Annotated in this window: 28 protein-coding genes and 2 tRNA genes; 17 read left to right on the top strand and 13 right to left on the bottom strand. The window is 60.8% G+C overall.

Annotated elements, in window-relative coordinates; translation table 11 throughout:
- Positions 1-70 precede the first annotated feature (70 nt).
- Together EN845_RS00685 and EN845_RS00680 are read right to left on the bottom strand one after the other, a co-directional pair.
- Complete coding sequence (locus EN845_RS00685) at positions 71-1,642, bottom strand: DEAD/DEAH box helicase (protein WP_167531227.1); 1,572 nt, start codon at positions 1,640-1,642, stop codon at positions 71-73.
- Positions 1,643-1,834: 192 nt separating this feature from the next.
- Entirely contained in the window at positions 1,835-2,608 is a 774-nt protein-coding gene (locus tag EN845_RS00680; RefSeq protein ID WP_127869400.1) for an NAD kinase, read from the bottom strand.
- Between the two features lie 334 nt (positions 2,609-2,942).
- On the opposite strand from EN845_RS00680, the gene EN845_RS00675 reads away from it, so the two are divergent.
- The 4 genes from EN845_RS00675 to EN845_RS00660 all read left to right on the top strand — a co-directional run bounded on the left by EN845_RS00675 (position 2,943) and on the right by EN845_RS00660 (position 6,926).
- On the top strand, positions 2,943-3,134 hold the full coding sequence (locus EN845_RS00675; protein WP_127869399.1) for a hypothetical protein: 192 nt from the start codon (positions 2,943-2,945) through the stop codon (positions 3,132-3,134).
- Between the two features lie 508 nt (positions 3,135-3,642).
- Complete coding sequence (locus EN845_RS00670) at positions 3,643-4,677, top strand: extracellular solute-binding protein (RefSeq protein ID WP_127869398.1); 1,035 nt, start codon at positions 3,643-3,645, stop codon at positions 4,675-4,677.
- 97 nt (positions 4,678-4,774) lie between these two features.
- A complete protein-coding gene (locus tag EN845_RS00665; protein ID WP_127869397.1) occupies positions 4,775-6,202 on the top strand; it encodes an amidase in 1,428 nt (475 codons plus the stop codon).
- A gap of 28 nt (positions 6,203-6,230) precedes the next feature.
- Entirely contained in the window at positions 6,231-6,926 is a 696-nt protein-coding gene (locus EN845_RS00660) for a TetR/AcrR family transcriptional regulator (protein ID WP_127869396.1), read from the top strand.
- Positions 6,927-6,935: 9 nt separating this feature from the next.
- On the opposite strand, the gene EN845_RS00655 is transcribed toward EN845_RS00660, so the two are convergent.
- From EN845_RS00655 to EN845_RS00635, 5 genes are read right to left on the bottom strand one after another with little or no spacing between them, the layout of a single operon-like run.
- Entirely contained in the window at positions 6,936-7,697 is a 762-nt protein-coding gene (locus EN845_RS00655; protein WP_127280420.1) for an MBL fold metallo-hydrolase, read from the bottom strand.
- A gap of 2 nt (positions 7,698-7,699) precedes the next feature.
- Positions 7,700-8,764, bottom strand: a complete 1,065-nt coding sequence (locus EN845_RS00650) for an ABC transporter ATP-binding protein (RefSeq protein WP_127869395.1) — start codon at positions 8,762-8,764, stop codon at positions 7,700-7,702.
- A complete protein-coding gene (locus EN845_RS00645) occupies positions 8,761-9,546 on the bottom strand; it encodes an ABC transporter permease (protein ID WP_127869394.1) in 786 nt (261 codons plus the stop codon). Before EN845_RS00645 ends, EN845_RS00650 begins: the two co-directional genes overlap by 4 nt.
- Before the next feature lie 2 nt (positions 9,547-9,548).
- On the bottom strand, positions 9,549-10,436 hold the full coding sequence (locus EN845_RS00640) for an ABC transporter permease (protein ID WP_127869393.1): 888 nt from the start codon (positions 10,434-10,436) through the stop codon (positions 9,549-9,551).
- Positions 10,437-10,449: 13 nt separating this feature from the next.
- The gene (locus EN845_RS00635) at positions 10,450-11,535 is read right to left on the bottom strand and encodes a spermidine/putrescine ABC transporter substrate-binding protein (RefSeq protein ID WP_127869392.1); all 1,086 of its coding nucleotides are present in this window, start codon (positions 11,533-11,535) and stop codon (positions 10,450-10,452) included.
- Positions 11,536-11,626: 91 nt separating this feature from the next.
- Between EN845_RS00635 and EN845_RS00630 the strand changes: the two genes are divergently transcribed.
- Both EN845_RS00630 and EN845_RS00625 read left to right on the top strand, forming a co-directional pair.
- Positions 11,627-12,241: a TetR/AcrR family transcriptional regulator gene (locus EN845_RS00630; protein WP_127869391.1), complete on the top strand. Its 615-nt coding sequence runs from the start codon at positions 11,627-11,629 to the stop codon at positions 12,239-12,241.
- A gap of 124 nt (positions 12,242-12,365) precedes the next feature.
- Entirely contained in the window at positions 12,366-12,935 is a 570-nt protein-coding gene (locus EN845_RS00625) for a DUF2569 family protein (protein ID WP_127869390.1), read from the top strand.
- A gap of 68 nt (positions 12,936-13,003) precedes the next feature.
- Here EN845_RS00625 and EN845_RS00620 read toward each other — a convergent pair whose 3' ends face one another.
- Positions 13,004-13,507 (bottom strand): GNAT family N-acetyltransferase, encoded by a 504-nt coding sequence (locus EN845_RS00620; RefSeq protein WP_167531228.1) that lies wholly within the window; start codon positions 13,505-13,507, stop codon positions 13,004-13,006.
- A gap of 427 nt (positions 13,508-13,934) precedes the next feature.
- On the opposite strand from EN845_RS00620, the gene EN845_RS00615 reads away from it, so the two are divergent.
- On the top strand, positions 13,935-15,062 hold the full coding sequence (locus EN845_RS00615; protein ID WP_127869388.1) for a hypothetical protein: 1,128 nt from the start codon (positions 13,935-13,937) through the stop codon (positions 15,060-15,062).
- A 457-nt stretch (positions 15,063-15,519) separates the two neighbouring features.
- A complete protein-coding gene (locus EN845_RS00610; RefSeq protein WP_127869387.1) occupies positions 15,520-16,404 on the top strand; it encodes a serine protease in 885 nt (294 codons plus the stop codon).
- Between the two features lie 120 nt (positions 16,405-16,524).
- Here EN845_RS00610 and EN845_RS00605 read toward each other — a convergent pair.
- Positions 16,525-16,600: transfer RNA gene (locus EN845_RS00605), tRNA-Thr, on the bottom strand.
- Positions 16,601-16,758: 158 nt separating this feature from the next.
- Between EN845_RS00605 and EN845_RS00600 the strand changes: the two genes are divergently transcribed.
- The 3 genes from EN845_RS00600 (at position 16,759) to EN845_RS00590 (ending at position 17,929) form a co-directional block, all read left to right on the top strand.
- Positions 16,759-16,926 carry a hypothetical protein gene (locus EN845_RS00600; protein WP_127869386.1) on the top strand — a complete coding sequence of 56 codons (168 nt, stop codon included), beginning with the start codon at positions 16,759-16,761 and terminating at the stop codon, positions 16,924-16,926.
- A gap of 177 nt (positions 16,927-17,103) precedes the next feature.
- Positions 17,104-17,325, top strand: coding sequence for a hypothetical protein (locus EN845_RS00595; protein WP_127279641.1), 222 nt, complete (start codon positions 17,104-17,106; stop codon positions 17,323-17,325).
- A gap of 298 nt (positions 17,326-17,623) precedes the next feature.
- Positions 17,624-17,929: a BA14K family protein gene (locus EN845_RS00590; protein ID WP_127279642.1), complete on the top strand. Its 306-nt coding sequence runs from the start codon at positions 17,624-17,626 to the stop codon at positions 17,927-17,929.
- 88 nt (positions 17,930-18,017) lie between these two features.
- Here EN845_RS00590 and EN845_RS00585 read toward each other — a convergent pair whose 3' ends face one another.
- Positions 18,018-18,449 (bottom strand): hypothetical protein, encoded by a 432-nt coding sequence (locus EN845_RS00585; protein WP_127869385.1) that lies wholly within the window; start codon positions 18,447-18,449, stop codon positions 18,018-18,020.
- Positions 18,450-18,572: 123 nt separating this feature from the next.
- On the opposite strand from EN845_RS00585, the gene EN845_RS00580 reads away from it, so the two are divergent.
- A complete protein-coding gene (locus EN845_RS00580; RefSeq protein WP_127279644.1) occupies positions 18,573-18,932 on the top strand; it encodes a hypothetical protein in 360 nt (119 codons plus the stop codon).
- Here the strand turns inward: EN845_RS00580 and bhcR are convergent, their stop codons facing one another.
- Positions 18,933-19,754, bottom strand: a complete 822-nt coding sequence (gene bhcR, locus EN845_RS00575) for an HTH-type transcriptional regulator BhcR (protein WP_127869717.1) — start codon at positions 19,752-19,754, stop codon at positions 18,933-18,935.
- Between the two features lie 207 nt (positions 19,755-19,961).
- Here bhcR and gcl point away from each other — a divergent pair, with 207 nt between their 5' ends.
- The 3 genes from gcl to EN845_RS00555 all read left to right on the top strand — a co-directional run bounded on the left by gcl (position 19,962) and on the right by EN845_RS00555 (position 23,723).
- Entirely contained in the window at positions 19,962-21,743 is a 1,782-nt protein-coding gene (gene gcl / locus EN845_RS00570; RefSeq protein ID WP_127869384.1) for a glyoxylate carboligase, read from the top strand.
- 71 nt (positions 21,744-21,814) lie between these two features.
- Entirely contained in the window at positions 21,815-22,612 is a 798-nt protein-coding gene (gene otnI, locus EN845_RS00565) for a 2-oxo-tetronate isomerase (protein WP_127869383.1), read from the top strand.
- A gap of 193 nt (positions 22,613-22,805) precedes the next feature.
- A complete protein-coding gene (locus EN845_RS00555) occupies positions 22,806-23,723 on the top strand; it encodes a 2-hydroxy-3-oxopropionate reductase (RefSeq protein ID WP_348631091.1) in 918 nt (305 codons plus the stop codon).
- Between the two features lie 124 nt (positions 23,724-23,847).
- Here EN845_RS00555 and EN845_RS00550 read toward each other — a convergent pair whose 3' ends face one another.
- Positions 23,848-24,696: an RNA methyltransferase gene (locus EN845_RS00550; RefSeq protein WP_127869380.1), complete on the bottom strand. Its 849-nt coding sequence runs from the start codon at positions 24,694-24,696 to the stop codon at positions 23,848-23,850.
- A gap of 184 nt (positions 24,697-24,880) precedes the next feature.
- On the opposite strand from EN845_RS00550, the gene EN845_RS00545 reads away from it, so the two are divergent.
- Positions 24,881-24,965, top strand: a tRNA-Tyr gene (locus EN845_RS00545).
- 90 nt (positions 24,966-25,055) lie between these two features.
- Here EN845_RS00545 and EN845_RS00540 read toward each other — a convergent pair.
- Positions 25,056-25,442 (bottom strand): hypothetical protein, encoded by a 387-nt coding sequence (locus EN845_RS00540; protein WP_245511604.1) that lies wholly within the window; start codon positions 25,440-25,442, stop codon positions 25,056-25,058.
- Between EN845_RS00540 and EN845_RS35240 the strand changes: the two genes are divergently transcribed.
- A complete protein-coding gene (locus EN845_RS35240; protein WP_167531185.1) occupies positions 25,420-25,854 on the top strand; it encodes a hypothetical protein in 435 nt (144 codons plus the stop codon). The two genes, EN845_RS00540 and EN845_RS35240, sit on opposite strands and share 23 nt — an antisense overlap.
- Positions 25,855-25,910 lie beyond the last annotated feature (56 nt).

Raw genomic sequence — 25,910 nt, 5'->3', positions numbered from 1 at the left:
TTTTCCTCGATTGCTCTTGGCTGCAGGGCGAAAAGGAAGGCAAGCCGGCTAGGCGGCTTGCTGGCTGGCGTCAGACCTTGGCGACGATGCGCATGAAGGCCGGCATGTCGTCGCCGAAGCCGACGGTGGTATCATTGTCTTCCTGATGGTGGCGGGCAGGGCGGCTGTTGCTGCGCTGCGGCCTGGTGTCACCGCGCTCAGGTGCGCGCGGCTCATTGCGGTCGGACGATTTGCGCTCGGTGTTTTCCGAGCGGATCGCATCCTTGCGCGCGCGCCGCTCGACAATATCGGCCGTCTCGGCCACATCCGGCTGCGGTTGAGCAACCGCGGTCGCGGCATCTTCCTCGCTGTGTCGACCGCGTCGTTCGCCACCCTTCTTGCGGTCGCCTCTGCGGTCCTCGTCCTTGCGGCCGGCGCGGCGCGGCGCGCCTTTGCCACGGCGCGGAGCATCGTCCTCGCCTTCGCTGGCAACCACTGTCGACAGGTCGCCGTCATGCCATTCGATCTTGTTGCCGATCAGCCGCTCGATGGCGTCGATATATTTGGTGTCGGACTTGGTCGCGATGGTGAAGGACTTGCCTGAGCGCCCGGCGCGGCCGGTGCGGCCGATGCGGTGGACATAGTCCTCGGCATGGATAGGCACGTCGTAGTTGAAGACATGGCTGACGTCGGGAATGTCGAGGCCGCGCGCGGCGACATCGGAGGCGACGAGATAGCGCAGCTTGCCGTCACGGAAATTGGCCAGCATCTGCATGCGGGCGCGCTGGTCCATGTCGCCATGCAGTGCGCCGGCGTCGAAATCATATTTCAGCAGCGAGCGGAACAGCTCCGATACCTCGATCTTGCGATTGCAGAAGATGATTGCGTTCTTCAGCTCCGCATCTTCGGCCTTGATCAGGTTGCGCAGCGTTTCGCGCTTGTCCCAAGGCTTGGAGCCCGATTTGACCAGCCGCTGGATGATGTTGGTGGCCGCCGACGCCGCCTTGGAGACCTCGACGCGCACCGGCGCATGCAGGAATTTTTCCGTCAGCTTGGTGATCTCGGGCGGCATGGTCGCCGAGAAGAACAGCGTCTGCCGAGTGAACGGGATCATCTCGCAGATGCGTTCGATGTCGGGAATGAAGCCCATGTCGAGCATGCGGTCGGCCTCGTCGATGACGAGGATCTCGACGCCGTTGAGCAGCAATTTGCCGCGCTCGCGGTGGTCGAGCAGACGGCCCGGCGTCGCGATCAGCACATCGGCGCCGCGCTCCAGTTTCTTGTCCTGCTCGTCGAACGACACGCCGCCGATCAGCAGCGCGATGTTGAGCTTGTGGTTCTTGCCGTATTTGACGAAGTTTTCTTCGACCTGCGCGGCAAGCTCACGCGTCGGCTCGAGGATCAGCGTGCGCGGCATGCGGGCGCGGGCGCGGCCCTTTTCCAGCCGGGTCAGCATCGGCAGCACGAAGGAGGCGGTCTTGCCGGTGCCGGTCTGGGCAATACCCAGCACGTCCTTGCCGAGCAAGGCGTGCGGGATCGCACCAGCCTGGATCGGGGTCGGCTGGGTATAGCCGGCATCGGTGACTGCGGAAAGCACCTTCGGCGACAGGCCGAGGTCTGAAAAGGTCAACGCTTCTTGAGCGATCGTCGTGTCTGAGGACAAGTGTTGCTGTCTTTGGCTGGTTCGGGGAAGCGCAACGTCATTCGTCGCGGCAAGCGCCACGCGCCTGCAAGATTGGTATTGCGATTAGGCGCAAGCCCGCGATTTGTCAACAGAAACGGGCAGGGTTGGCGCGATTGTGAAGTTGTAACCTTAATCGCGATGCTTAATCCGGCCGCTTGTCTGTGTGCCGGCTCAGTAACGGAACTGTTCGGCCAGGATGCGCTCGTTCCAGGAGTGATTGGGATCGAACAGCAAAGTCGCCGTGGCCGTCGGCGATTCCCGCACCGTAACCGAGGTCACCGCCTTGACCTCCGTGTGGTCGGCGGCAGCGTTCACCGGCCGCTTTTCCGGCTCCAGAATGTCGAAGCGCACGCTCGCCTTGTTGGAAAGCAATGCGCCGCGCCAGCGTCGCGGACGAAACGGGCTGACCGGCGTGAGAGCCAGAAGTGGCGCATCGAGCGGCAGGATCGGGCCGTGCGCGGAAAGATTGTAAGCGGTCGATCCGGCCGGCGTCGCGATCATGACGCCGTCGCAGCTCAATTCCTCCAGCCGTACCTGGTCATCGACGCTGATTCGGATCTTGGCCGTCTGATAGGATTGGCGCCACAGCGCAACTTCGTTGATCGCCACCGCCGTGACGTGTTCGCCGTCCGAGGTGGTTGCCAGCATCTCCAGCGGGCGGATCGTTTCGGCGACCGCGGCCGCGATGCGCTCGGTGAGCCCGCCGGACCGATACTCATTCATCAGGAAGCCGATCGTGCCACGGTTCATGCCGTAGACTTTCTTTCCCGTACCCATCGTTTCGCGCAAGGTCTGCAGCAGGAAGCCGTCACCGCCCAGCGCCACCACGACAGTCGCTTCGGCGACAGAACATTGGCCGTAGCGCGCCGACAGGCTCTCCAGCGCCGCCTTGGCGTCCGTTGTGTCGGACGAGACGAAAGCGATGCTGTTGGCGGCTGTGCTCATGGCTTCCCGATCGCGACCGATTGGCGCCGGCAGGTACTGGCCGCGCCAGCGCCGGGGTAGCATGGGCGGGCGGGTCTGCAAAGAGACACTCCGCCAGTTCGCGCAGCGACGCGCGGCAGCGCCGCCGCACGGGGCGGTCGCGGTTGATGTCGTGGCGCGATCGAATGTGATGGTTAAGGCCGGGCTTAAGGTCTCGTAAAGCCGGATCGATCATGTTAGCCGGCATGGGTGGCGTGGGGCGCCCGCGGCACCGCCTTATCCTTCGGGACGCAAAGGACGCTGCGGCACGTTAGATTTGTGTGCATGATCCCGCGGATCCTGATGCCAGGGGGACATGCGCCAGCCAGACGAGGCCGACATATTGCCGGTAGCACGCCTGATCATCGTCTTTGTCATGTTGGGAAGTTTCGCGCTTGTCTTCGCCGAGCTGGTGCGCCAGTCGGAACAAATGAGCGCCAGACCGGTCCCCACGGCGTCACGCTGCGGTGATGCCGCCGGGATGCCTTGCCCGCAAAGGGCGCTGTAGGTCGCCAGATACGCTGACCGATCGGCACCATCCGGGTATCGCCGAGCTCGACAGGCACGCGCCGTTATCCTGAGGTGGCCGATCATCGGCTGGCGCAAGACCGGTTTATTTCGCTCCCCGGCCGCCCCGCTGGGTGATCGGCGCTGCTGTACCCCATTGTTCGCCTCGTACCTCCGCCGGCGTCGCGTCCACCATCACCTGCACGTTGGCGCTGCTGCAAAATGTACTATCTGGCCAAGTCGTCACAAAGATATTGACTGTACGTTTAGTTATAATTATCGCTTGTAACGAAAACAGAGTTGGCCAGCCGGTATGCGCCGGTGAATGGCTACGAAACAAAGGGGAATGTCTTGGCAGTCATCCGGCAAGGTCCGGTGCGTCGAGGTGCTGTGCGCCGATGGTTCCGCCAGACCCTTGAGGTTGCGGTCGGCGGATACGGCTTTCTTTCGTCAGCAGGAATGGACCCGAGGCGACGCCGCCGCTGGTCCCAACAATGGGAGCAACTCGCATGAACTGGAAACTGACCGCGGCTGCCGTCGGGCTGTCGCTGTTCGCCGCAACGGGCGCTGCCCGCGCCGACGGGGAACTCAACATCTACAATTGGGGCAATTACACCAGCCCGGACCTCATCAAGAAGTTCGAGGAGACCTACAAGATCAAGGTCACCGTCACCGACTACGACTCCAACGACACCGCGTTGGCCAAGGTCCGCCAGGGTGCTTCCGGCTATGACATCGTCGTGCCCTCGGCCAGCGTCGTGCCGATCTGGATCAGCGAAGGCCTGCTGCTGGAAACCGATCCCAATGCAATGGAGAATTTCAGGAATGTCGATCCCAGGTGGGTCGACGTTCCTTTTGATCCGGGCCGCAAATACACCGTTCCCTGGCAGTGGGGAACGACAGGCATTTCGGTGAACAAGTCGGTCTATGCCGGGGACCCCAACACGTCGGCGCTGTTCCTCGACCCGCCGGCCGAGCTCGTCGGCAAGATCAATGTCGTGCCCGAAATGGGGGACATCATGTTCCTCGCCATCGCCTATGAAGGCGGCCAGTACTGCACCAACGACATGCAGGTGCTGAAGAAGGTGCACGACAAGCTGGTCGAGGCGAAGGCGAAATGGCTTTCGCTCGACTATGCGGCTGTCGATGGCCTGGGCAGGGGCGATATCGCCGCCGGCGTCAACTGGAACGGCATATCGCTGCGCCAGCGGCTTCAGAACGACAACATCGTCTACGGCTATCCGAAGGAAGGCTTTCCCATCTGGATGGACAATGTCGCCGTCCTCAAGGATGCCAAGAACGTCGAGAACGCCAAGCTCTTCCAGAATTTCATCATGGATCCGAAGAACGCCGCGCTGATCTCGGGTTTCGCTCGCTACGCCAACGGCATCAAGGGCTCCGAGGCTTTCATGCCGGACGATATGAAGACCGCGCCTGAGGTGAATATCCCGGCGGAATTCGCCGCCAAGGGCCAGTTCATGCCGGCCTGCCCGCCGGATGTGCAGGCGCTTTACACGAAAATCTGGACCGACCTCCAGAAGTAGCGCCACCAGCCAAACCCAACAAAGAGCCACCGGGCCGCGATGCGCGGTCCGGTCACCTTCATGCCAAGTGCGATCACGTGATCGCGGGAGATTTTCGATGTCCGATCTCGACCTTTGCTACATGCCCGCCAGCGAGGCGCTGCGGCTGTTCAAGGCGAGGAAACTCTCGCCCGTCGAACTGATGCAGGCCACCATCCGCCGCGCCGAGGCCACCAAATCGGCGATCAACTGCTTCACCTTCACGCATTTCGAGGAGGCGATGAAGCTGGCCGCGAAAGCGGAGGCGAGATACGCCAAGGGCGCCAGGACCGGCGCGCTCGAGGGCCTGCCGATCGGCATCAAGGACGAGAGCTATATCAAGGGCAAGCCGACGTCGCATGGCTCGCTGCTGTCCAGGGATGCCATAAGCGGCCACACCTCGACGATGAATGAGCGCATCATCAAGGCCGGTGGCATCGTCCATGCGCGCACGGCTACGCCCGAATTCAGCTGCGCCGGTTATACCTGGTCGAAGCGGTGGGGCGTCACCCGCAACCCCTGGAACCGCGACTTCACGCCAGGTGGCTCGTCGGGAGGTTCGGCGGCAACGCTGGCTTCGGGCACGTCGTCGATCGCCACCGGCTCCGACATTGCCGGATCGATCCGTATTCCGGCGTCGGCCTGCGGTCTCGTCGGCTACAAGCCGCCTTATGGGCGCAACCCGGACGAGCCGCCCTTCAACCTCGATTTCTATTGCCACACCGGGCCGCTGGCCCGGAACGTCCGGGATGCGATCCTGCTGCAGAATGTCATGGCGGGGCCGAGTCCACTCGACATCGCCACGCTTCGCCCGAAGCTGCGGCTGCCGCTCGATTACCAGCCGATCAAGGGCTGGAAGATTGCCTTCTCGATGGACCTGGGCTCTTTCGAGGTCGATGCCGACGTCCGCGGCAACATGCTTGCCGCCTGCGACGTGTTCCGCTCGCTTGGGGCAACGGTCGAGGAAGTCGATCTCGGCTGGGATGACGGGGTGCTCAAGGCAGGAATGGCCTATCTGGAGCATCTTTTCGGCGCTTCGCTGTCGCAACTGCTTGCCGAGCACGGCAGCGACATGACCAGCTATGCCAGGCGGTTTGCCGAGGATGGGCAAAAATCCAAGGCCACCGACTTCGTCGCGACACTGGATGTGGCAGCGCGGATGTATCAGACGCTGGGTCCGCTGCTGGAGACCTACAATGTGCTGATCTGCCCGACGAACGCGCTTCCCGCGGTGCCGGCGGAGTTCGACCAGACCACGGGAACCGTCGAGATCAACGGTAGAGAGGTGAACCCTTCGCTGGGCTGGGTGATGACGACGCCGTTCAACATGATGAGCCGCTGTCCGGTGCTTTCCATGCCGTCGGGGCGGGCGGCAAGCGGCGTGCCGACGGGCTTCCAGATCGTCGGCCGCACCTATAGCGATGCCGATGTCTTCCGGGCCGCGATGGCCTATGAAACGGCACAGGGGCAATGGTACACAAGCGCCGGAACGCGCCCATCGCTTTGATCTGGCGATGCAAGGGAAATTGACGAAGATGGTGCAACGCAAAGCGACGCCAAAGCGCACGGTCGCGACAGCCAAGGGCAGGGCTTCGGCCAATGACGCCGCGCCCAAGGACCGCCGCCGCGAGCGCGGCGAAGCCAGCGTGCAGCGCATTCTTGACGCCACAATCGAGCTCATCGCTGAGGAGGGGCTGGCGAGCGTCACCATGCAGCGCATCGCCGAGCATGTCGGCTCGTCCAACGCCCTGGTGGTCTTTCACTTCCGCAGCAAGGAGAATTTGTTCAGGGCAGTGCTTCAGTATCTCAGCGATCAATATGACGCGCTGTGGCTCGCCCTGGTGCGGGCGCCCGGCCTGACGCCGGTCGAAAGGCTGCTGGGAGCAGTAGACTGCGCGCAACGCTTTGCCCGGCAGCATCCGAAATGGGTGTCGGTCTTTGTCGTGTTCTCCAGCGACCGCAAGAGCATGCAGATTTACAATGAAATCGGCCTGCCCAGCGATCTCGCCTACACCGCCGAAGCGCGGGAACTGCTGGTCGAGATTGCGCGCGACGGGGGTTACGGCGGCGTCGACATCCACACGCTGTCGGAGAGCCTGAATTACCTCGTTCACGGAGCATGGTACTGGGATCACCTCAACCCGTCCGGCCGCGACACCGACGTGCTGCGCAAGACCATGCTGCTGCTGTTGCATCAGGCCTTTCCACGGCATTTCGACTTGCTGCGGTAAACTCGCCCCTCAAGGGCTCTGCCGCAGATGGCAGCCGGCCTGCCGCTTCCGCGCCAGGTATTCGTCGATCAACTGGAGGTAGCGCACCTTGCCGAAGCTCGGGAAATGGCCGCCATGCACGACTGAGACGTCGAGATCGCGCATGGCGAGCAGTGTCGCCATGTAGTCGGAAATATCCGAGTGGTAGACATCATCGATCAGTGGGCCGTCATAGATGATGTCGCCGGACAGCAGGATGCCGGTCTTCTTCTCGTACAGCGCAATGCCGCCGGGCGAATGGCCTGGCGTGTGGACGACCTCGAAGGCGCGGTCGCCGAGATCGATGATGTCGCCATGCGCGAGCAGACGGCCGGCCGGCGCGGGCTGGATGCGGTAGCGTGCTGTTTCCCAGCCTTTTGGCTGGCGGTCGAACATGTCGTCGGTCGCATAGGTACCTGCAGCGGTCCATTCGTTGCGCGGATCGGCCAGGATTGCCGCTTCAGCCCCATGCACGCAGCGATCGGGGAATTCATGGTGGCAGCCGATATGGTCGAAATGCGTGTGGCTGGCGACGCAGGTCAGCTTGCGCTCGCTCACCAGGGGCACATGGGTGCGCAGGCTGAAATGGCCGAGACCACTGTCGAACAGGAGATCGCGGTCGCGGCCACGCACATGCCACATGTTGCAGCGGAAGAACGGCTTGATCCAGGGCTCGTGGATCAGCGTGATGCCGTCGGCCATGCGGATCGTCTCGTACCAGTCCGGTGCGTCGATGACCGCGAGCATGCCCATGTTCAATCCGCCAGCAGGATGATCTGGTCGGTATCGCACGAAATCGCCACCGTGTCGCCCGGCCGGACAGTGGCGGTAGCGGGCAGCTTGGCGATGAACTGCAAGGAGGGTTCTTCGACGGACGTCGCAAGCATGCGCTTGAAACTGCCCTGGAAGACGACGTCGCTCACGTCCGCCTTGCCGAGCTTCGTGCCACCCGAAGTCGTGCCCAGCACGAGGTGCTCAGGCCGTATGGCCAATGCGGCCGCCGACCCCAACGGCAACGCACTGGGCAGCAACACCGGTCCGACCGGCGTCGCGACGGTGCTCGTCCGGTCCCCGGTCTCCACGACCGTGCCGGCAAGGATCGTGCTCTCGCCCATGAAGGTCGCGGAAAAGCGCGTCGCCGGCCTGGCATAGACGCGCTCGGGCGGCCCTTCGTCCTCGATGCGGCCGTCATTCATCACCACGCAATGGTCGGCCAGCGCCATCGCTTCTTCCTGGTCGTGGGTGACGTGAATGAAGGCGGTGCCGACGCGCTTCTGGATCGCCTTCAATTCATCCTGCATCTGGCGGCGCAGTTTGAGGTCGAGCGCGCCGAGCGGCTCATCGAGCAGGAGCACTGCCGGCTCGATGACCAGCGCGCGCGCCAATGCGACGCGCTGGCGCTGGCCGCCGGAAAGATGGTGCGGCTTCTTGTCGAAGGCGGCGGCCAGCCCCACCAGTGCCAGGGCTTCGCGTGCTTTTGCCGCCCGCGTCGCGCCGTCGACACCCTGCATGCGCAGGCCGAAGCCGACATTGCCGCCGACGCTCATATGCGGGAACAGCGCATAATCCTGGAAGACCGTCGTCGTCGGGCGCTTGGCCGGCGGCACGTAGGTACAGTCCTGGCCGCGGATGAGAACCTTGCCTTCGCTGGGGTTGACGAACCCGCCGAGAATGGAGAGCAGCGTCGTCTTGCCGGAACCGGATGGTCCGAGCAGGATCGTATAGCTGCCGGAATCGATCGTCAGCGAGACGTTTTTCAGCACGGGATGCTGGCCGAAGCGGTGCGAGACGTCGCGGATATTGACCAGGGGCGCGTTCATGCCGGCTTTCTCCGCCGCAGCAAGGTCAGTTCGAACAACACCACCAGCACGATCGAGACGGCAAAGACCAGCGACCCGACGGCATTGGTCTTGGGGTTGAGGCCGGAGCGCAGCAGGTTCCAGATTTCCACCGGCAGCGTGGTGTCGAAGCGGGTGAGCAGGAAGGAGATAACGAACTCATCCCAGGAGAAGGTCATCGACAGGAAGAAGCCGGCGAAAATGGCCGGCGCCATCACCGGCACGCTGATCAGCAGCAGCACCTTCCATTCAGGCGCGCCAAGATCGCGTGCGGCGCGCTCGATGTTGATCTGGTGGTCGCCCATCTGGCTGTAGATGATGGCAAAGCACAGCGGCAGGTTGATCACGACATGGCCGATGCCGGCGGCAAGCAGCGACTTCGGCACGCCGGCCCAGTTGAACAGCACCAAAAGCCCCATGCCGATGATGAGGTAGCTCACCGTCAACGGCAGTGTGATCAGCCCGCGCAGCAGACCCGAGCCGGGCAGCACAAAACGCGCGAAACCCCAGGCCGAAAGGAAGCCGAGCGTGACGGCGGTGGCCGAGGAAAGCACCGCGACCGACAGCGAATTGACGAGTGCCGACGTCAGCCGCGTATCCGAGAGAACAGCCTCGTACCAGCGCAGCGACGGGCCGGTGAACGGCGGAATCGGAAAGGAGGTCGACTGCAGCGAGAACAGCACCAGCACGACGACCGGCAGGAAGATGAAGCCATAGACGGCAAGCGCGTAAATCCACGAAGCGATGCGGACAATCCTGTGCATGCTCAGGCCCGCTCGATCTTCAGCCAGCGGGCGCAGGCGAGGTAGGCAATGGTGACGACCGCCATCAGGATGATCGACAGCGCCGAGGCCAGCGGAAAGTCGCCGCGACGGCCGATCTGCATCATCACCAACTGCGGCATCAGAAGCTCGTTGTTGCCGCCGAGGATTTGCGGTGTGATGTAGTCGCCGATGCACAGCACGAAGGTGAGGAACGCGCCCACCATGATGCCCGGCAAGGTCAGCGGCAGGATGACATGCAGGAAGGTGCGCACCGGCCCGGCGCCGAGATCGGCGGCGGCCTTGCGGTAGCTCGGGCTGAGCTGCTTCAGATTGGCGAAGATGGTCAGCGTCAAAAGCATGACGAAGAAATGCACGAAGCCGGTGACGGTGGCCAAGCGCGTATTGGCGAGCTGCAGCGGCTCGCTGATCAGGCCAGAACCGGTCAACGCGCGGTTGATGACGCCGTTCTGCGCCAGCACCAGCAGCCACGAATAGGAGCGCACGACATAGGAGGTCCAGAACGGCAGCACGGCCAGCATCAGCGCCAGCCGCTGCCAGCGCCCGGGCACCTGTTCGGCCAGGATCCAGGCGAAGGGATAGGCGAGCAGCACGGAGACCACGGTGACGGTCGCCGTGACCTGCAGCGAGTTCACCATCGCCTGCCAGTAGGAGGGATTGCTGAAGAACTGGCTGTAGTTCGCAAGCGCGAAGCCGCCGTTCTCATGCGACGTGAGGCTCGAAAACCCCATGGCCACGAACGGGAGCACGAAGAACAGCAGCGTCCAGCCAAGTGCCGGCGTGACCAGCGCCCAGGGCAGGGCGCGGCCCGTCCGGTGCAGGGCACGGCCCGCCCGGGGCGGGGCACGGCCGCTGTTTCCTGCCGAGTTCATGAGCCGCGGTCGCTCACTTGGCCTGCAGCATTTCGGTCCACATATCCTGCATCTTCTTGTCGAGATCGGCATTCGGCGCCGGATAGGCCTGCGCACGGGCGAGGAAGCCAGGCTGCTCGTCGAAGCGCAGGACCTTCTTTTGGTCATCGGTCAGTGTGGCCTTGGTGTTGGACGGCATGCCCCAGTAGCAGGACGACGTGGCAAGGCGCGCCTGGCCTTCCGGGCTCATGATGTACTGGATGAATTTCAGCGCCATGTCCTTGTTCTTGGAATCCTTGAACATGGCGAGCGACTGCGACCACAGCACCGCACCCTCTTTCGGAATGGAGAAGTCCAGCGCCGGGTTTTCCTTCGCAAGGCCAGCCGTCACCCATTCGCCGCCGCCGACCAATATGTCGACCTCGCCGGTCGCCAGCGCCGTCTGGCTGGCGGTGACTTCACCGACCAGCTTCGCATTGGCCTTCATCTTGAGAAGCTCTGCCTTGAGGGCGGGCAGATCGGCTTCGCCGAGGTCGGCCGTCTTCTTGCCGATGGCGAGAGCGGCCATGCCGATCACGGGAAGATAGTAGTCGTAGATGGCGACCTTGCCCTTGTATTTGTCACTGCTCAGCGACGCCAAGGACTGCATGTCGGCCGGGTCGACCTTGGTCTTGTTGAAGCCGATCGTATTGTAGCCGAATTTTTCGGTGATGCCGTAGCGCTTGCCGCCGACGACGGTCGATCCGTCCATCTTCACCTGCGGGAAGAGGTCGGCGAAGGGCAGCTTGTCTTCCGGCAGCGGCTCGAACAGGCCCTTTTCGACGCCGCGCGGCACGTCGATGCTGTCGATCACCATCACGTCCCAATCGCCCGGCTGCGACTGCTCGACGATGGCGAGGCCGGCGCCGGTGCCTTCGAATTCCTTGACGTTGACCTTGACGTTGTTGGCGTCTTCGAACGGCTGCAGCAGCGCCGGATCGGAATGATCGCACCAGATCAGCGCGTTGAGATCGGCGGCCTCGGCAAGGCTGCCGGCCGCAAGCAGCAATGCCGTGGCGGCGCACGCGGCCTGCAGCCGGCGCTTCAGGATGGAAAGCGGATTTCCGGATTTGATGGACATCGAGTGTTCTCCCTTGCCTTTATGGCTTCTTGCAAAAAATTGAACCAATTCTAAAATTGAGTCAATTCGATTTTTGTGGCAAGAGGCTGATATGAGCGGATTGCGGGCACGGCAAAAGGCGGACCGTCACAGGCGCATCATCGAGGCTGCGGCGGCACTTTTCCGCGAGGCCGGCTATGAGGGCGCCAAGATCGAGGCGATCGCCGCGCAGGCCGAAGTGTCGATCGGCACCATCTACAATTACTACCAGAACAAGGGCGACATCCTCGGCGCCATCGTCTCGCTGGAGGTCAACGAGGTGCTCAATGCCGGGCGCGGCGTGGTCGCCCGACCGCCGGCCAATGTCGGCGATGCGCTGGACACGCTGATCGGCATCTATATCGAGCACTCGCTGCACTATCTCAGCAAGGAGATGTGGCGGCAGGCAATGGCGATCTCGACGCAATTGCCCGACAGCCCGTTCGGCCAGGCTTACACCGGCCTCGACCGCTCGCTCACCGAACAGATCCGCGCGCTGATCGCCCGGCTGCAGGAGATTGGCCTGGTGCGGCAGGACATCGACGGCGCGGCGCTTGGCGAACTGATCTTCAACAACATGAACATGATGTTCATCGAATTCGTGAAACGCGAAGAGGCTAGGATACCGGAGCTGAGGGCAGCGATACGCAGGCAGAACAGGATATTGGTGGCGGCGATTGGAGTGTGAGGGAGTCAGGAGCAGGCAGGAGAAGTCGTCGCTTCGGCGTCACACGTCGTCTTACCCAAAGCTTGGCCCTTGAGTTGAGTTTGAAATCTGATACAACTTAGAGGGGCATAAAAGGGAGGGGTAAATGGGGGCGTTTTCCATCTGGCATTGGGTGATCGTGCTGCTGTTGATCGGCGTGCCTGTTTTCTTTGCTGTTCGATCAGCCGCGAAGCCGTCACAGAATCCTGAGGCTCTTGTGGGCTTCGGCGGCTGGCTGATGCTGCTGGCTATCGGTCAGACATTGTCACCGCTGCGCACACTCGCCGACTTCGCCAGCTCGGCCGACGGCTACCAGCAACTCATGATCCTCCCGAATGGCTCCCTGGCCGTGTATGGCGAGGTTGCTCTTAATCTGGCATTCCTGGCGCTTCAGCTGGTAGTGCTCGTTTCGATGCTGCGGCGAAGCCATCGCTTCCCGCAATTGTTTCTGCTTCAGTGGCTTGCGATCCCTGTCGTCTTTGTCCTGGACACGATCTGGATTGCCTCCATTCTCGGCGTTGCGGTGAACCAAGTGCTCGCAGGCAATGCGCTGGCGGCGCCGATAGCCTCGTTTGTTGGGACAGGCATCTGGGTCGCTTATGTCTACAGGTCCGTCAGGGTGCGGAATACGTTCACCAGGACGAACGTATCTGCCCAGCCAGCGAGTGCTTCATAGGGAATTGCACTCGCACCGAGCAGCATGCGACGCTCACCGATCACGGCCTGAAAGGCACGTTTGCAGGGTCAAGGGGCGGCATCTTGCCCAGCCCTGACCATCACATAGTCCTCGAAATGATACGGGCCCATTTGCACGGGTTCCAAACTCTCAATTGCAAAGCCTTGCGACTTGTAGAATACGATAGCTGTCTCATTGCGTTCGCTTACGTAAAGGGCCTGCGGGTGCTGCCTCCCGTAATGGTTCCTGATCGCCGCGATAAACCGCTTTCCGAGCCCCATGCCCCGAACGGACCGCAGCAGATAGAGTTTCTTGATCCACAGGCGTCCGTCTTTCAAGTAGGCCGACGCATAGCCAACGTCTTTCCCGTCAACCGAGGCGATCCAGTACAGGTGGCCTCGATCGCGGATGTCCGCACCAAGCGTGTCAAGCGAATACATGTCCGCTACCATTGGCGGGATCAGCTCGGCGCCAATCAGCGGCGCATAGTGCGCTGGCCAGATGACCAGGGCCAAGTCCCGGACCCGGTTGAGACCTGCCGCGTCGATCTGTGTAATGTCGGCGTTCGCCATGTCCCCAGCCCCTGTGAAATCCATTACCCCGGCTGAACATTACGCAGGGCAACCGCGCACGCAAGACGGTGTTCGTGGAAGTCCGGCGCCAAGGGTATCCTCACACAAACACCAGATAGAAGGGTCGCCTGCAAATGCACGCATTCTGCAGTATCAAACAGGCGCTAGCTCAGTAGGCCGACAACTAATCCGCAATGAATTCAATAATCAACGATGCCATCATTGCAAACGGTCGTTGTTAGGGGAATCGTGAGGTAAACTTGCCTATTCTGGGGGGAGGAAGCGCCACGCCATCCCCTCAGAACCCGGACGGGCCTAATTCCGAAGGCCCGTAGCGGCCTACCTCGCACCCCTTATCGCACTTTCGTGTATAGCAATAGAGCGATCAATATGTTTGTGTATCCTGCAGCAAAGAGGGGAGGATTGCATGCGTCTGCTTTTCTATGTCTTGTCGTGCCTGTTTGCATTGACGGGGGCCGCCTTAGCGCAAAGTGATTGCAACGCGATATTATCTGGCCTTATAAGCAATCGCACAACAATGCATGATGATAGATTTGAGTCTGACTACATTAACTGGTTAAATTCAAATGAAATGGCTACGAAAGAATCTGTTGCGAAACAGAGCGCCAACGCAGGTTTGACATTTTTGGTCGACGATATACCAGTCGATTTTTCAAGCGCTTGGGAGAAGGGCGAGACTCATAATGAAAGTTATAGCAAATCACTCGCAACTTACCTTTCCGAGCATAAAGCGGAAAGCCATAAATTTTTTGAAAAGGTTGTTGAAGCAAATTCTAGTGTCGTTTCAGCGTGGTCAAATTGTAATGACCACGGTCATCCTGGACTTTATTGCTCTGTGTCTCAGACATCAGATCCTGAGAGACTTGAGGTAAATATATTATACATACCAAACGCGGCGAGCGGAAGAACAATTGTGAAAGTAAAATCGATAGATTATGACGACAAGGTAATAAAGCCACTACGTAACTATGTCGGAATGGACATAGAATCTGCAAATCCATCAATAGTATCATTTCATCGGGTGACACACGATGGAGGACGTATAGTGATTACGACAGACCAAAAGGGGGTTAGCTGCGGTAGTACCAGCGGAATGCAATTCTTGCCTGTTGTAAAGGATTTTATTCGCGGTTGCGCTGAGGTTAAAGATGGGCAATGTGTAAAGTGCGTTGTTCCATTTTACACGGAGGGAGCTGGACCTACTGATGCAATGCCCCGAAACCTATTTTCGGCCGCTTGCTCTGAAATGCCTAAGGATCGGCCGGTTGAGATAAAAGTTACCGGAACGATTTTTATTACAGGTGCGAAAAAAGAATTGGGTTGTCGCATTACGACCCAGGTTGAATATCCCTCGGGAAATCCAATCGTAAACGATGCGACTAACAACTACTGCGAAAACTCGCTGACCTCCGACACTGGTTTTAAGCCTATGACGCAGCTGCCTTTCGCGAACCTTGCCTTGGTCCGCTGCACAAATGATACGAATAACGTCGTATGCCAAGTTAAAGGTCAGATAGAATTCTCGACGCCTTAAGCTGCGTAACGACTGGTACCGCTTTTTGGTACATGTCTGTGGCAAGGCGACGGCTCTGGGGACAGGCGTCTCTCTATTGGGCGCATATTGTAGTCTGATAGAGAGGACGACCACTCCAGGGGCCAGCGTACGGCCATCGTTGATGGCAGCGTGAGTGCCCCCTTGGATCGACCTCGCCGTAGGCGATCTGCGCGAATGGCAAACATTGCGCGGATCGTCCAAAAACTGCTCGCATCATCCTGTTGGGAAACCCGCAGCGCTCATCAATTGCCACGGCAAAAAGGGCTTTCAGCTTTTAGCACGGTTGAGCGTGCGCGATTTTGCAATATTTGCGACCGTGGCGGGCAAAATTCACAGGCTGCCACGGAAATGAATGCGCCACCCTAGTTGCGAGCTGTGGCGTCCCAACTTGGTCTATGCACTACGACCATCACTGCGAACGCTAGGAAGGTAAAGAATGGCTCTCTCTGATCGGAATGGTCTTGCAGGATTGCCTTACACCGTCGTACGGATTCGTGCAGGAGACAGAGCAAACAATAGAGCGGTCCACACCGGGACGGGATTCTTCTATCGACTGAAGGTCGATGAGAAAGATGTTCCACTGATTGTCTCCAACAAGCACGTGTTGAGCGGAAAAACGTGGATCGAATTCGATTTCGCTGCCATCGATCATCAGGGAAACCGTGTTTTCGGGCCTTCCAACAAGGTGCGGGTCGAACCTGGACAGTTGCCAATCTTTGAACACCCTGATGAAAACGTCGATTTGGCTGCGATCCCGCTCAATCCAATGATCGAAGGCTTGATAGGGGACGGCAAAAATCCACATCTTTTGCAACTTACCAAAGACAACTTCGCATTATCTCACGTCGAGGCGATCCTGCACGCTGCAACCAGCGTTCTCATGGTCGGCTTTCCAAATGGAATTATGGACGAAGCAAACAATCTTCCCGTGGTGCGACGTGGAACGCTGGCCACCCACTATCGAGCCAACTACCTCGGGCAAACTAATTTCGTGATTGATATCGCTGCTTTCGGAGGTTCATCCGGCTCACCTATTTTTGCATTTTTTGAAAGCATGATGCCCGATGGTCAGGGCAACGTAGCCCTAATTGCCGAGCCACAAATCTTCCTGATCGGCGTCCTCCACTCGGGGCCAATGATGACGGCGGAGGGTAAGATAGTTCCCGCGCCAGTCCCTACGAATTTTCAGGTCGCACGCACGGACGTGACAATACACTTAGGCTATTGCGTCAAGGCGTTTCGAATTGAAGAGATGGGGTTGGCGATCGACGCGTATGTGGCAGAGAACCCGCAAAGCATGGGTGGCGACAGAGCCACCTGAACTCCAATTTATCCCTTGCTGCACCCGACTTTGCACAATTGCACTTGTACCCCAGAGGTTACCCAAGACGGCCTGATCCAGCACCTTTTGAGTGTGGAAATGCGACTAAGTAGCTGATTTTGGTGCCCCCGGACGGAATCGAACCGCCGACCTTCGGTTTACAAAACCGCTGCTCTACCAGCTGAGCTACAAGGGCACGGCGCTCCGGTTAGCATATTTGTTGCGCCAGTAAAGACAAAACTCCGTTTTTGGACCTCAGCCGTGGTGGATGATGCTCCGAGCCTGCGTGCTGAAATCCGCGAAGGCGCTTCCTACATAACGGGGCAGGTGCAAATGCGCTGAACGGAGTGTCGCATGATACGGCTTTTCATCATTCTCCCTATCGTTGTCGTGGCATGGATGCTGCTGGTGAAGCTCATCAGTGACGTGAAGAAGGCCAATGTCGACTGGACCGGCGTCACCACGATCATCGGCTTCATCGCGCTCGCTTTTTGGCTGCGCCATATCACCGGCATGGGGTGAGAAAATAGGGAATAGGAATAGGGGTTGCATCGTTCGGATGCGCATGGTGCCGTTTCACCACTGCCTACTGCCTACTGCCACAAAAAATCTCCTGATCCTGTCGAACCTTTCGCTGCCCAACGCCGACTGATCCTCAGAGGCGAATGGTCGCCTCGATCAGAGATCCAGGAGATCATCATGTTCAAGCGCAGTTTCGTTTCCGGCCTCCTCGCCATCGTCGTTGCAACCGGCGCGCTCGCCAGCACCGTTCAGTCTTCGTCGGCTCATGGCATGCATCGCCATCATCATTACGACGACTACCTCTACTACCAGGATTACCCGGACTACCCGGATTACTGGTGGGTCTATGGCCACCATCACCATCACCATCACCATCGCCACCACATCATCATCTACTGAGCGCAGTCTCGCGGCGTGATTGAAGACACCAGTGCAGGAAAGGGCGGCTTCGGCCGCCCTTTTTGCATGGATACGGCGCTTCCTGTCGCCGCCACGGGCGATGACGCGATTGGCGCAATGTGCCGAAGCGCACGGGTCTCGATGATCAACGCCGGCGAGGGCCGCCGCGCCTTTTCAGGCAGCGGATTCCTGCTTGTTCGAAAAAAATCAAAACCCCGTCGAACCTTTTTCAATGCCGCGGCGACAGATGATCAAGAGGCGGATGGATCGCCTCGGTCAACGAAGCAAGGAGATCGTCATGTTCAAGCGCACACTCGTTTCCGGCCTCATCGCCACCACCGTCGCCGCCGCCGCTTTGGTCGGCACCGTCCAGCCCTCGGCGGCTCACTCGCATCACCACGACCTCGGCATCGGCATCGCCGCCGGCGTCGGCGGTTTCGTCCTGGGCAGCCTGCTTGCCCAGCAGCAGCCGCGCACTGTCTATGTCGACGAAGATGGCGGTTCCTGGCACGTCCGCCGCTGCTTCGAGCGCTACGCGAGCTACGATCCGGATTCCGACACCTATATCGGCCATGATGGCTACAGCCACTATTGCCGGCTCTGAGGGGAGGCAGACGACAGGAAAGTGGACCAACGACAGGAAAGAGGGGTTGCTAGGCAGCCCCTCTTTGTCGTTTGAACACCGTCTTTTTCTAGAGGTGCGTCTTCGTGTCGGTGTCGAGGGTCGGCAAACCGGCCGCGCGGCAGGAGCCGCCAATTTGAAGCCGGGCTGCCTCCGTCTCGTCGCCTATCGCCACCAGTTCAAAGCTGCTTGCGGCTTCCGGATAGACCTTGGCGATGAATGGCTTGTCGCCATGGACGCCCGACGAGGCCTTGGCGCTGACGGTGCCGCAGATCACAATCTCCCGGTGGCCGTTCAGCGTTCGCTCGCCGGCGAGCATCGTCCCGAACTTGGCGGAGGCCGGATCCGGCAGCTGTTGGCGGACACCGGACGTGATGATCTCCTCCAGCGCCAGCGAGATCGGAATGGGATTGACGCGTTGGTCGCCGGCATCGGGTCGAGGTGCCGCCGCCACGCACCCGTAAAGTGAAGTCACAAGCAAAAGCTGAACCGGTTTCCTCATCCGCGCCCTTTCGCATGCATCCAGGCGCCACGGCAAGACGGGTCAAATCCCATGCGGCCGGCGGTATACAGCGATTTTGGGAGCGTCTAGTCTTATCCCGGTGCCAACTGAGGGGAGGGTGGCTTGGACGAGCAGGACCCGAAAGAAGACCTGATCGAAACGGTTTTCCGCAACGGCACGGTCACCACTGTCGGCATCCTGCTGGCATTTTCGTTGGGCTTCATAACCCATTGGGCCGCCAACCCGATCCCGTGGCAGACCTACCACCTTGTCGCCGTTTTGCCGATCCTGGTCGGCATCGCCTTGCAGATGCGGGCACTCTCGCTGCTGCTCGACACAAGATCCCTGCAGCGGCGGGTCTATGAGCGTGCCAACCGCATCTTCATGGCCGGCCTCGTCTTCACCGCCTGCGGTGTCGGCATGGCGATCCTGCTCGATTTCTTCGACATAGCGGCCAAAAGCGCGCTGCCCGGCGCGGGTTGATCAGCCGGCTTGCACGCCGCCGATCATCCGCGTCACTTCGGTTGCCGCATTGCGCACCAACGGTCCGATCTCGGCCAGCCGCTCCGGCGTCACCCGGACCGTCGGCCCCGACACGGAAACCCCGCCGATCGGTTCGCCATATTCGTTGAAGATGGCGGCGGCGACGCAACGCATGCCGGGGTGGCGCTCCTCGTCGTCGACCGACCAACCGCGATGCTTGATAACAGCCAGATCGTGGGCGAGGGCGGAGATGTCGGACAGGGTCTTGTCCGTATAGCGCTGCAGGCCCGCCTTGCGCAGGATGGTTCCGACGCGCTCCGGTTCGAGATGCGCCAGCACCGCCTTGCCGATGCCGGAGGCATGGAAGGGGCTGCGCGTGCCGGGCCGGAAGAAGGCGCGGATCGCCTGATGCGTCTCGACCTGGCTGACGAAGACCACGCAGTCATCTTCGGCAACGCCGAGATTGGCGGTCTCGCCGGTATTCTCCATCAATTCCTGCATGACGACGCGGGCGCGGTCGACCAGCTTGCGGCGGCGCAGGAACGCCGCGCCCATGCGGTAGGTCTCGACACCGATCGACCAGAGCTGGTCTGACGTATCGAACTCGACCATGCCGTGGTTTTCGAGTGTCGTCAGCATACGGTAGGCGGTGGAGGCGGCGAGCCCGCTTTGCGCCGATATCTCGCTCAGCGACAGGCCGCTGCCTTCCGCGACAATGGCCAGGATACGCAAGGCCCGGTCGAGCGATTGCACCGAGGAAGCTTCGGCTGGACCGTTGAAGGAGCGCGGGCGCCCGCGCTGACGTTTTTCGCTGGTTTCCATGGTCGGCATTTTCGGCTGTTTCTCCAAAGATGCAATGAAAAAGTTTTTCATGAAATTTTCGGTGCAAATCCTGGAAAAGGGAAAAGGAAACAAAATCAGTTGGTAGAAGCTGTTTTCTAGAAATGAAAAAATATTCTGGAAAAATTGAAAAATTACCCGCCCGGTGACATCCTTAGCCATCCAACAATCATCTCGTGGAGGCTGGAAATGGCCAGGATGCGCGCTGTCGATGCCGCTGTTCTCGTTCTCGAAAAGGAAGGCATTTCCTGCGCCTTCGGCGTGCCGGGCGCGGCGATCAATCCGCTGTATTCCGCGATGAAGGCGAGGGGCACCATCCGCCATGTCCTTGCCCGTCACGTCGAGGGCGCCTCGCATATGGCCGAAGGCTATACCCGCGCCAAGGCGGGCAATATCGGTCTTTGTATCGGCACTTCGGGGCCGGCCGGCACCGACATGATCACCGGGCTCTATTCGGCCGCGGCCGATTCCATTCCGATCCTGTGCATCACCGGACAGGCGCCGCGCGCGCGCCTCAACAAGGAGGATTTCCAGGCCGTCGACATCGCCGCCATCGCTGCGCCCGTCGCCAAATGGGCGGTGACGGTGATGGAGCCCTATCTGGTGCCGATGGCGCTGCAGAAGGCGTTCCACTTGATGCGCTCGTCGCGCCCAGGTCCGGTGCTGATCGACCTGCCGGTCGACGTCCAGCTGGCCGAGATCGAGTTCGACATCGATGCCTATGAGCCGCTGGCGCCGTTCAAGCCGGCGATGACCCGCGCCCAGGCTGAAAAGGCGCTGGCGATGCTCAATGGGGCTGAGAAGCCGCTGATCGTCGCCGGCGGCGGCATCATCAATGCCGACGCGTCCGACCTGTTGATCGAATTTGCCGAGATTGCGGGCGTTCCGGTCATCCCGACGCTGATGGGCTGGGGCGCCATCCCCGACGACCACCGGCTGATGGCCGGGATGTGTGGACTGCAGACCTCGCACCGTTACGGTAATGCGACGATGCTGGAAGCCGACTTCGTCTTCGGCATCGGCAACCGCTGGGCCAACCGCCACACCGGCTCGGTGGACGTCTATACCAGGGGAAAAAAATTCATCCATGTCGACATCGAGCCAACGCAGATCGGCCGTGTCTTCGCGCCGGATCTCGGCGTTGTCTCGGATGCGGATGCGGCGCTGAAGATCCTGCTCGACGTCGCCACCGAGTGGAAGACGGCGGGCAAGCTGCGCGACTGGTCGGGCTGGGCCAAGGAATGCCAGGACCGCAAGAAGACCATGAAACGCAAGACCCATTTCGACCAGGTGCCGCTGAAGCCGCAGCGTGTCTACGAGGAGATGAACAAGGCGTTTGGCCGCGACGTCACCTATGTCACCACGATCGGCCTGTCACAGATTGCCGGCGCGCAGTTCCTGCATGTCTACAAGCCGCGTAACTGGATCAATTGCGGCCAGGCCGGCCCGCTCGGCTGGACCCTGCCGGCAGCACTCGGCGTGCGCGCCGCCGATCCCGACCGCACCATCGTGGCGCTGTCGGGCGACTATGATTTCCAGTTCATGATCGAGGAACTGGCCGTCGGCGCGCAGCACAAGCTGCCCTACATCCATGTCGTCGTGAACAACGCCTATCTTGGCCTGATCCGCCAGGCGCAGCGCGGCTTCTCGATGGACTATGAGGTGAGCCTGGCCTTCGAGAACATCAACCGGACTGACGATCCGGAGGCCGGCTACGGCGTCGACCATGTCGCCGTCGCCGAGGCGATGGGCTGCAAGGCGGTCAGGGTGCGCAAGCCGGAGGAATTCGCCGGCGCCTTCAAGCAAGCGGAGCGGTTGATGAAGGAACACCAGGTTCCGGTCGTGCTCGAATTCATTCTCGAACGCGTCACCAACATCTCGATGGGCACCGAGATCGACAAGGTCACCGAATTCGAGGACCTTGCCGAACGTCAGGAAGACGCGCCGACCGCGATCGTGATGCTCGACTGATTTTGTTTGAGCATCGGATTGCCCCAAAACTGGTTTCCACTTTTGGGTCCGATACTCCAGGGAGAAAAAGAATGCCGCGTTTTTCAGCCAATCTGTCGATGCTCTTTGGCGAGCACGATTTCCTCGACCGCTTCGATGCCGCCGCCCGCGCCGGCTTCAAGGGTGTCGAATATATCGGCCCTTATGATCATGCGCCCGAGGTGGTCGCCGCCCGGCTGAAAAAGAACGGCCTGACCCAAGTGCTGTTCAACCTGCCTGCGGGCGACTGGGCCAAGGGCGAGCGCGGCATCGCCGTGCTGCCGGACCGCGTGCCGGAGTTCCGCCAGGGCATCGCCAAGGCGATCGCCTATGCGCAGGCGCTGGATTGCAAGCAGGTCAACTGCCTGGCCGGCATTGCGCCGCAGGGCATTGCACGGGACACGCTTGAAAATGTCTTCGCCGAAAACCTTGCCTTCGCGGCGGAGAAACTGGAGCAGGCCGGCATCAAGTTGCTGATCGAACCGATCAACACGCGCGATATCGAGGGTTTCTTCCTCAATTATTCCGACCAGGCGCTAGCGCTGATCGACCGCATCGGCTCCAAGAACCTGTTCCTGCAATACGACATCTACCACATGCAGATCATGGAGGGGGATCTCGCCCGTACCATCGAAGCGAACCTTCCCCGCATCGCGCATATCCAGCTTGCGGACAATCCCGGCCGTCACGAGCCGGGGACGGGCGAGATCAATTTTCCGTTCCTCTACGAACACATCGACCGGATTGGTTATTCCGGCTGGGTGGGTGCGGAATACAAGCCAAAGGCGGGTACGGACGCCGGGCTGGGCTGGTTTCGGGAATTAGCCGGCCAGGGCAGCGCGGCGGCTTAGCCGTCGGGAACTACCAACGTCGGCGCTGCCCCTCACCCTTGCCCTCTCCCCGTGAAGAACGGGGAGAGGGGATCGCCAGCGTCGGAGCGCTTCCCTTCTCCCCGTCACTATACGGGGAGAAAGTGCCGGCAGGCGGATGAGGGGCAGCGCCAGCCTTTCGACGAAGTCGAACGAGATATTCAGGAGAACCACAATGGAAACCATAGGCTTCATCGGCCTCGGCATCATGGGCGCGCCGATGGCGGGGCACCTGCTCGATGCCGGCTATAGGGTCATCGCCAGTGACCATCGCTCGAAGCCACCAGCCGATCTTGCCGCCAAGGGGCTGAAGACTGTCACCGGCCATGCCGCCGTGGCCAAGGCGGCCGACATCATCATCACCATGGTTCCCGACACACCGCAGGTGGCCGACGTTCTGTTCGGCGACAACGGCGTTGCCGTTGGCCTCTCCGAAGGCAAGCTCGTCATCGACATGAGCTCGATCTCGCCGATCGAGACCAAGGAATTCGCAAAGAAGATCAACGAGCTCGGCTGCGACTATCTCGACGCGCCGGTTTCGGGCGGCGAAGTCGGCGCCAAGGCCGCATCCCTCACCATCATGGTCGGCGGCGACGAAAAGACCTTCGAGCGCGCAAAACCCGTATTCGAGAAAATGGGCAAGAACATCACTTTGGTCGGGCCGAATGGCGTCGGACAGACGACCAAGGTCGCCAATCAGATCGTCGTCGCGCTGACCATTGAAGCCGTCGCCGAAGCGCTTGTTTTTGCATCGAAAGCCGGCGCAGACCCGGCCAAGGTCAGGCAAGCGCTGATGGGCGGGCTGGCAGCGTCGCGCATTCTCGAAGTGCATGGCGAGCGCATGGTCAAGCGCACTTTCGCGCCGGGCTTCCGCATCGAACTGCACCAGAAGGATCTCAACCTGGCGCTGGAGGGTGCGAAGGCGCTCGGCGTGTCGCTGCCCAATACATCGACCACCCAGCAGTTGTTCAACTCCTGCGCCGCTAATGGCGCGGCGAAGGAGGATCACTCGGCGCTGGTCAGGGCGCTGGAGCGGATGGCCAATTTCGAGGTCGGCGGCGAGGCGGCTGAAGTGAAGGGCAAAGCGGCATAGGCGGGAGAGGGCGGCACAATGTTCCCAGGCCGCCAGCTCTTGTCCTACACAAGAACGGGTTCCAGCGCTGTCGCTGGAACCCGTTTCTCGTTTCGAGATGTTTTGGCAGGCGGCTTGCCGCGGCTCAGCCGCGCTTCAGAAATGCCCGCGCCGCATAAAGGCTCACCGCCGCGGCGTTCGACACGTTGAGCGAGCGGATGGCGCCGGGCATGTCGAGGCGGGCCAGTGTCGTCACCGTCTCGCGCGTCTTCTGGCGTAGGCCCTTGCCCTCGGCGCCGAGTACCAGTGCTATCCTGTCGCCGGCAAAGCTGGTTTCGAGTTCCGCCTGCCCGTCCGAATCGAGCCCGATGGTCTGGAAGCCGGCCTCGTGCAGTTGGCCGAGCGCGTCGGCGAGGTTCTTCACCTCGATCTGGTCGATATGCTCCAGCGCGCCGGAGGCGGATTTCGCCAGCACGCCCGATTCTTGCGGGCTATGGCGCGCCGTGGTGATCAGCGCGCCGGCGCCGAAGGCGACCGCCGAACGCAGGATGGCGCCGACATTGTGCGGATCGGTGACCTGGTCGAGCACCAGCACCAGCCTGGTGTCGCCAAGCGCGTCGAGGCGCTTGGGCTTCAGCGGCTCGGCCTCTATCAGCACGCCCTGATGCACGGCGTCCGACCCGGTGACCTTGTCGATGTCCCTGGGTTCGACCAGTTCCGCCTTGAAGGGCAGGGCGGCAAGATCACCGATCTCGAGCCGTTCGGCGGCATTGCGTGTCACCAGCATTTTTTTGATCCGGCGGCGCGGATTGTCGAGCGCGGCTCGCACAGTGTGCAGGCCATAAAGGCGCACCAGGCCATCCCCGGCGTTTTCGCCCGGTGGTAAGGGTTGGCGAGGCCTGAACGCCGGCGCGCCGCCGCTTTTCTCGTCGCGAAAGGCGCGGCGGAGCTTGGCGTAGTGGGTGTCTTTCGGGGTGTTGGAATTGTTGCTCATGGCCGGCTTCTATAGCCGTCTCCTCCCGCCAAGGATATGCCCTGTCGCCGCAGCCGGCGAACAACATCGAAAAACCCTTCCTGCGCGGTTGACACCCACTGGCCTTGCCGCCATAAGGCGCTTCGCTGATTTCGGAGAAGACAACTCGGGTCCGGATCGGCGTGAATGGCTCCGGCGGCAGACTGGAGAGGTGCCCGAGTGGTTAAAGGGGACGGACTGTAAATCCGTTAGCTTAGCTTACGTTGGTTCGAATCCAACCCTCTCCACCACTGCCGGCCCGGAAGCCCTGAAACGTGAAAAACATCGGATCGAAAAGGTGCATCGCGCTTTTCGGGTCAATCCGGCACCCCGAGTGCCGATCACGTTGTCGTCTGGATGATCAATGTCAGCGTGCCATCACCATCGATGTTGGCGGCCACGACCTGTGAAGAGTTGAGCCCGTTCGCCCTCAGCGCCGTTGTTGCCTGAGGCGATGCGTCGATGGAGTTCTGCAGCCGCAGCAGATCTTCCGCACTTGTCTGGGTAATCACGGCTTCCGCCTGCGCTTTGATTTCCGCGGGCAGATCCTCGACGGCGACAATGGCAACACCGGTGAAATTCTGGTCGGCAGCCCCTTGCTCGGGCAGCGGTATCTGGTCCGGCTCGGGCTCCAAGGGTGTCGTCTGAGGAACGGGTGTCAGCAGAGGAACCTGCGGGCTGATGGCTTGCCCATGGAGGGGCTGCGTGACGACCACTCCGGAAAGCACGGCAACTATCATCAACATCCGCATCGTCATTCCCTGCTTTTTTCGAAACGTCGAGGACAACCCTTGTGCCGGGCGATGGTTCCGTACCACGGCAGCCGCTGCGCAATTTCAGTCGCCCGCTTGCCGCCGGAGCGGCTGGTTTGGAATCGTGCCTCCCTACGAAATCGACAATTGGTTCCAAATGCGCGATCATTGGAAAATGGGACGCCAATTGGACGACAAACTCGATTGCAAGGCTTGCGGGACGATCCAGATGGACATTCCCGACGATGCCAAGGAGTCGACGCCAATTTATTGCAGCAATTGCGGTGCCTTCCTCGGCGAATGGGGTGAATTGCAGGACGATTTCTACCGCCAGGCTCGCGGCACCGAAGCATTCGACCTGCGCGACGGGAACATTATCAAGAAGTAGGACGCGATAAACGCAACCTCCGGACTGCCCGCCGGGGTGCTAGGTCGCTATGGGAG

The organism is Mesorhizobium sp. M8A.F.Ca.ET.202.01.1.1, from assembly GCF_004791595.1.
Taxonomy (GTDB): domain Bacteria; phylum Pseudomonadota; class Alphaproteobacteria; order Rhizobiales; family Rhizobiaceae; genus Mesorhizobium.
This window is presented reverse-complemented; position numbering and strand designations above follow the sequence as displayed.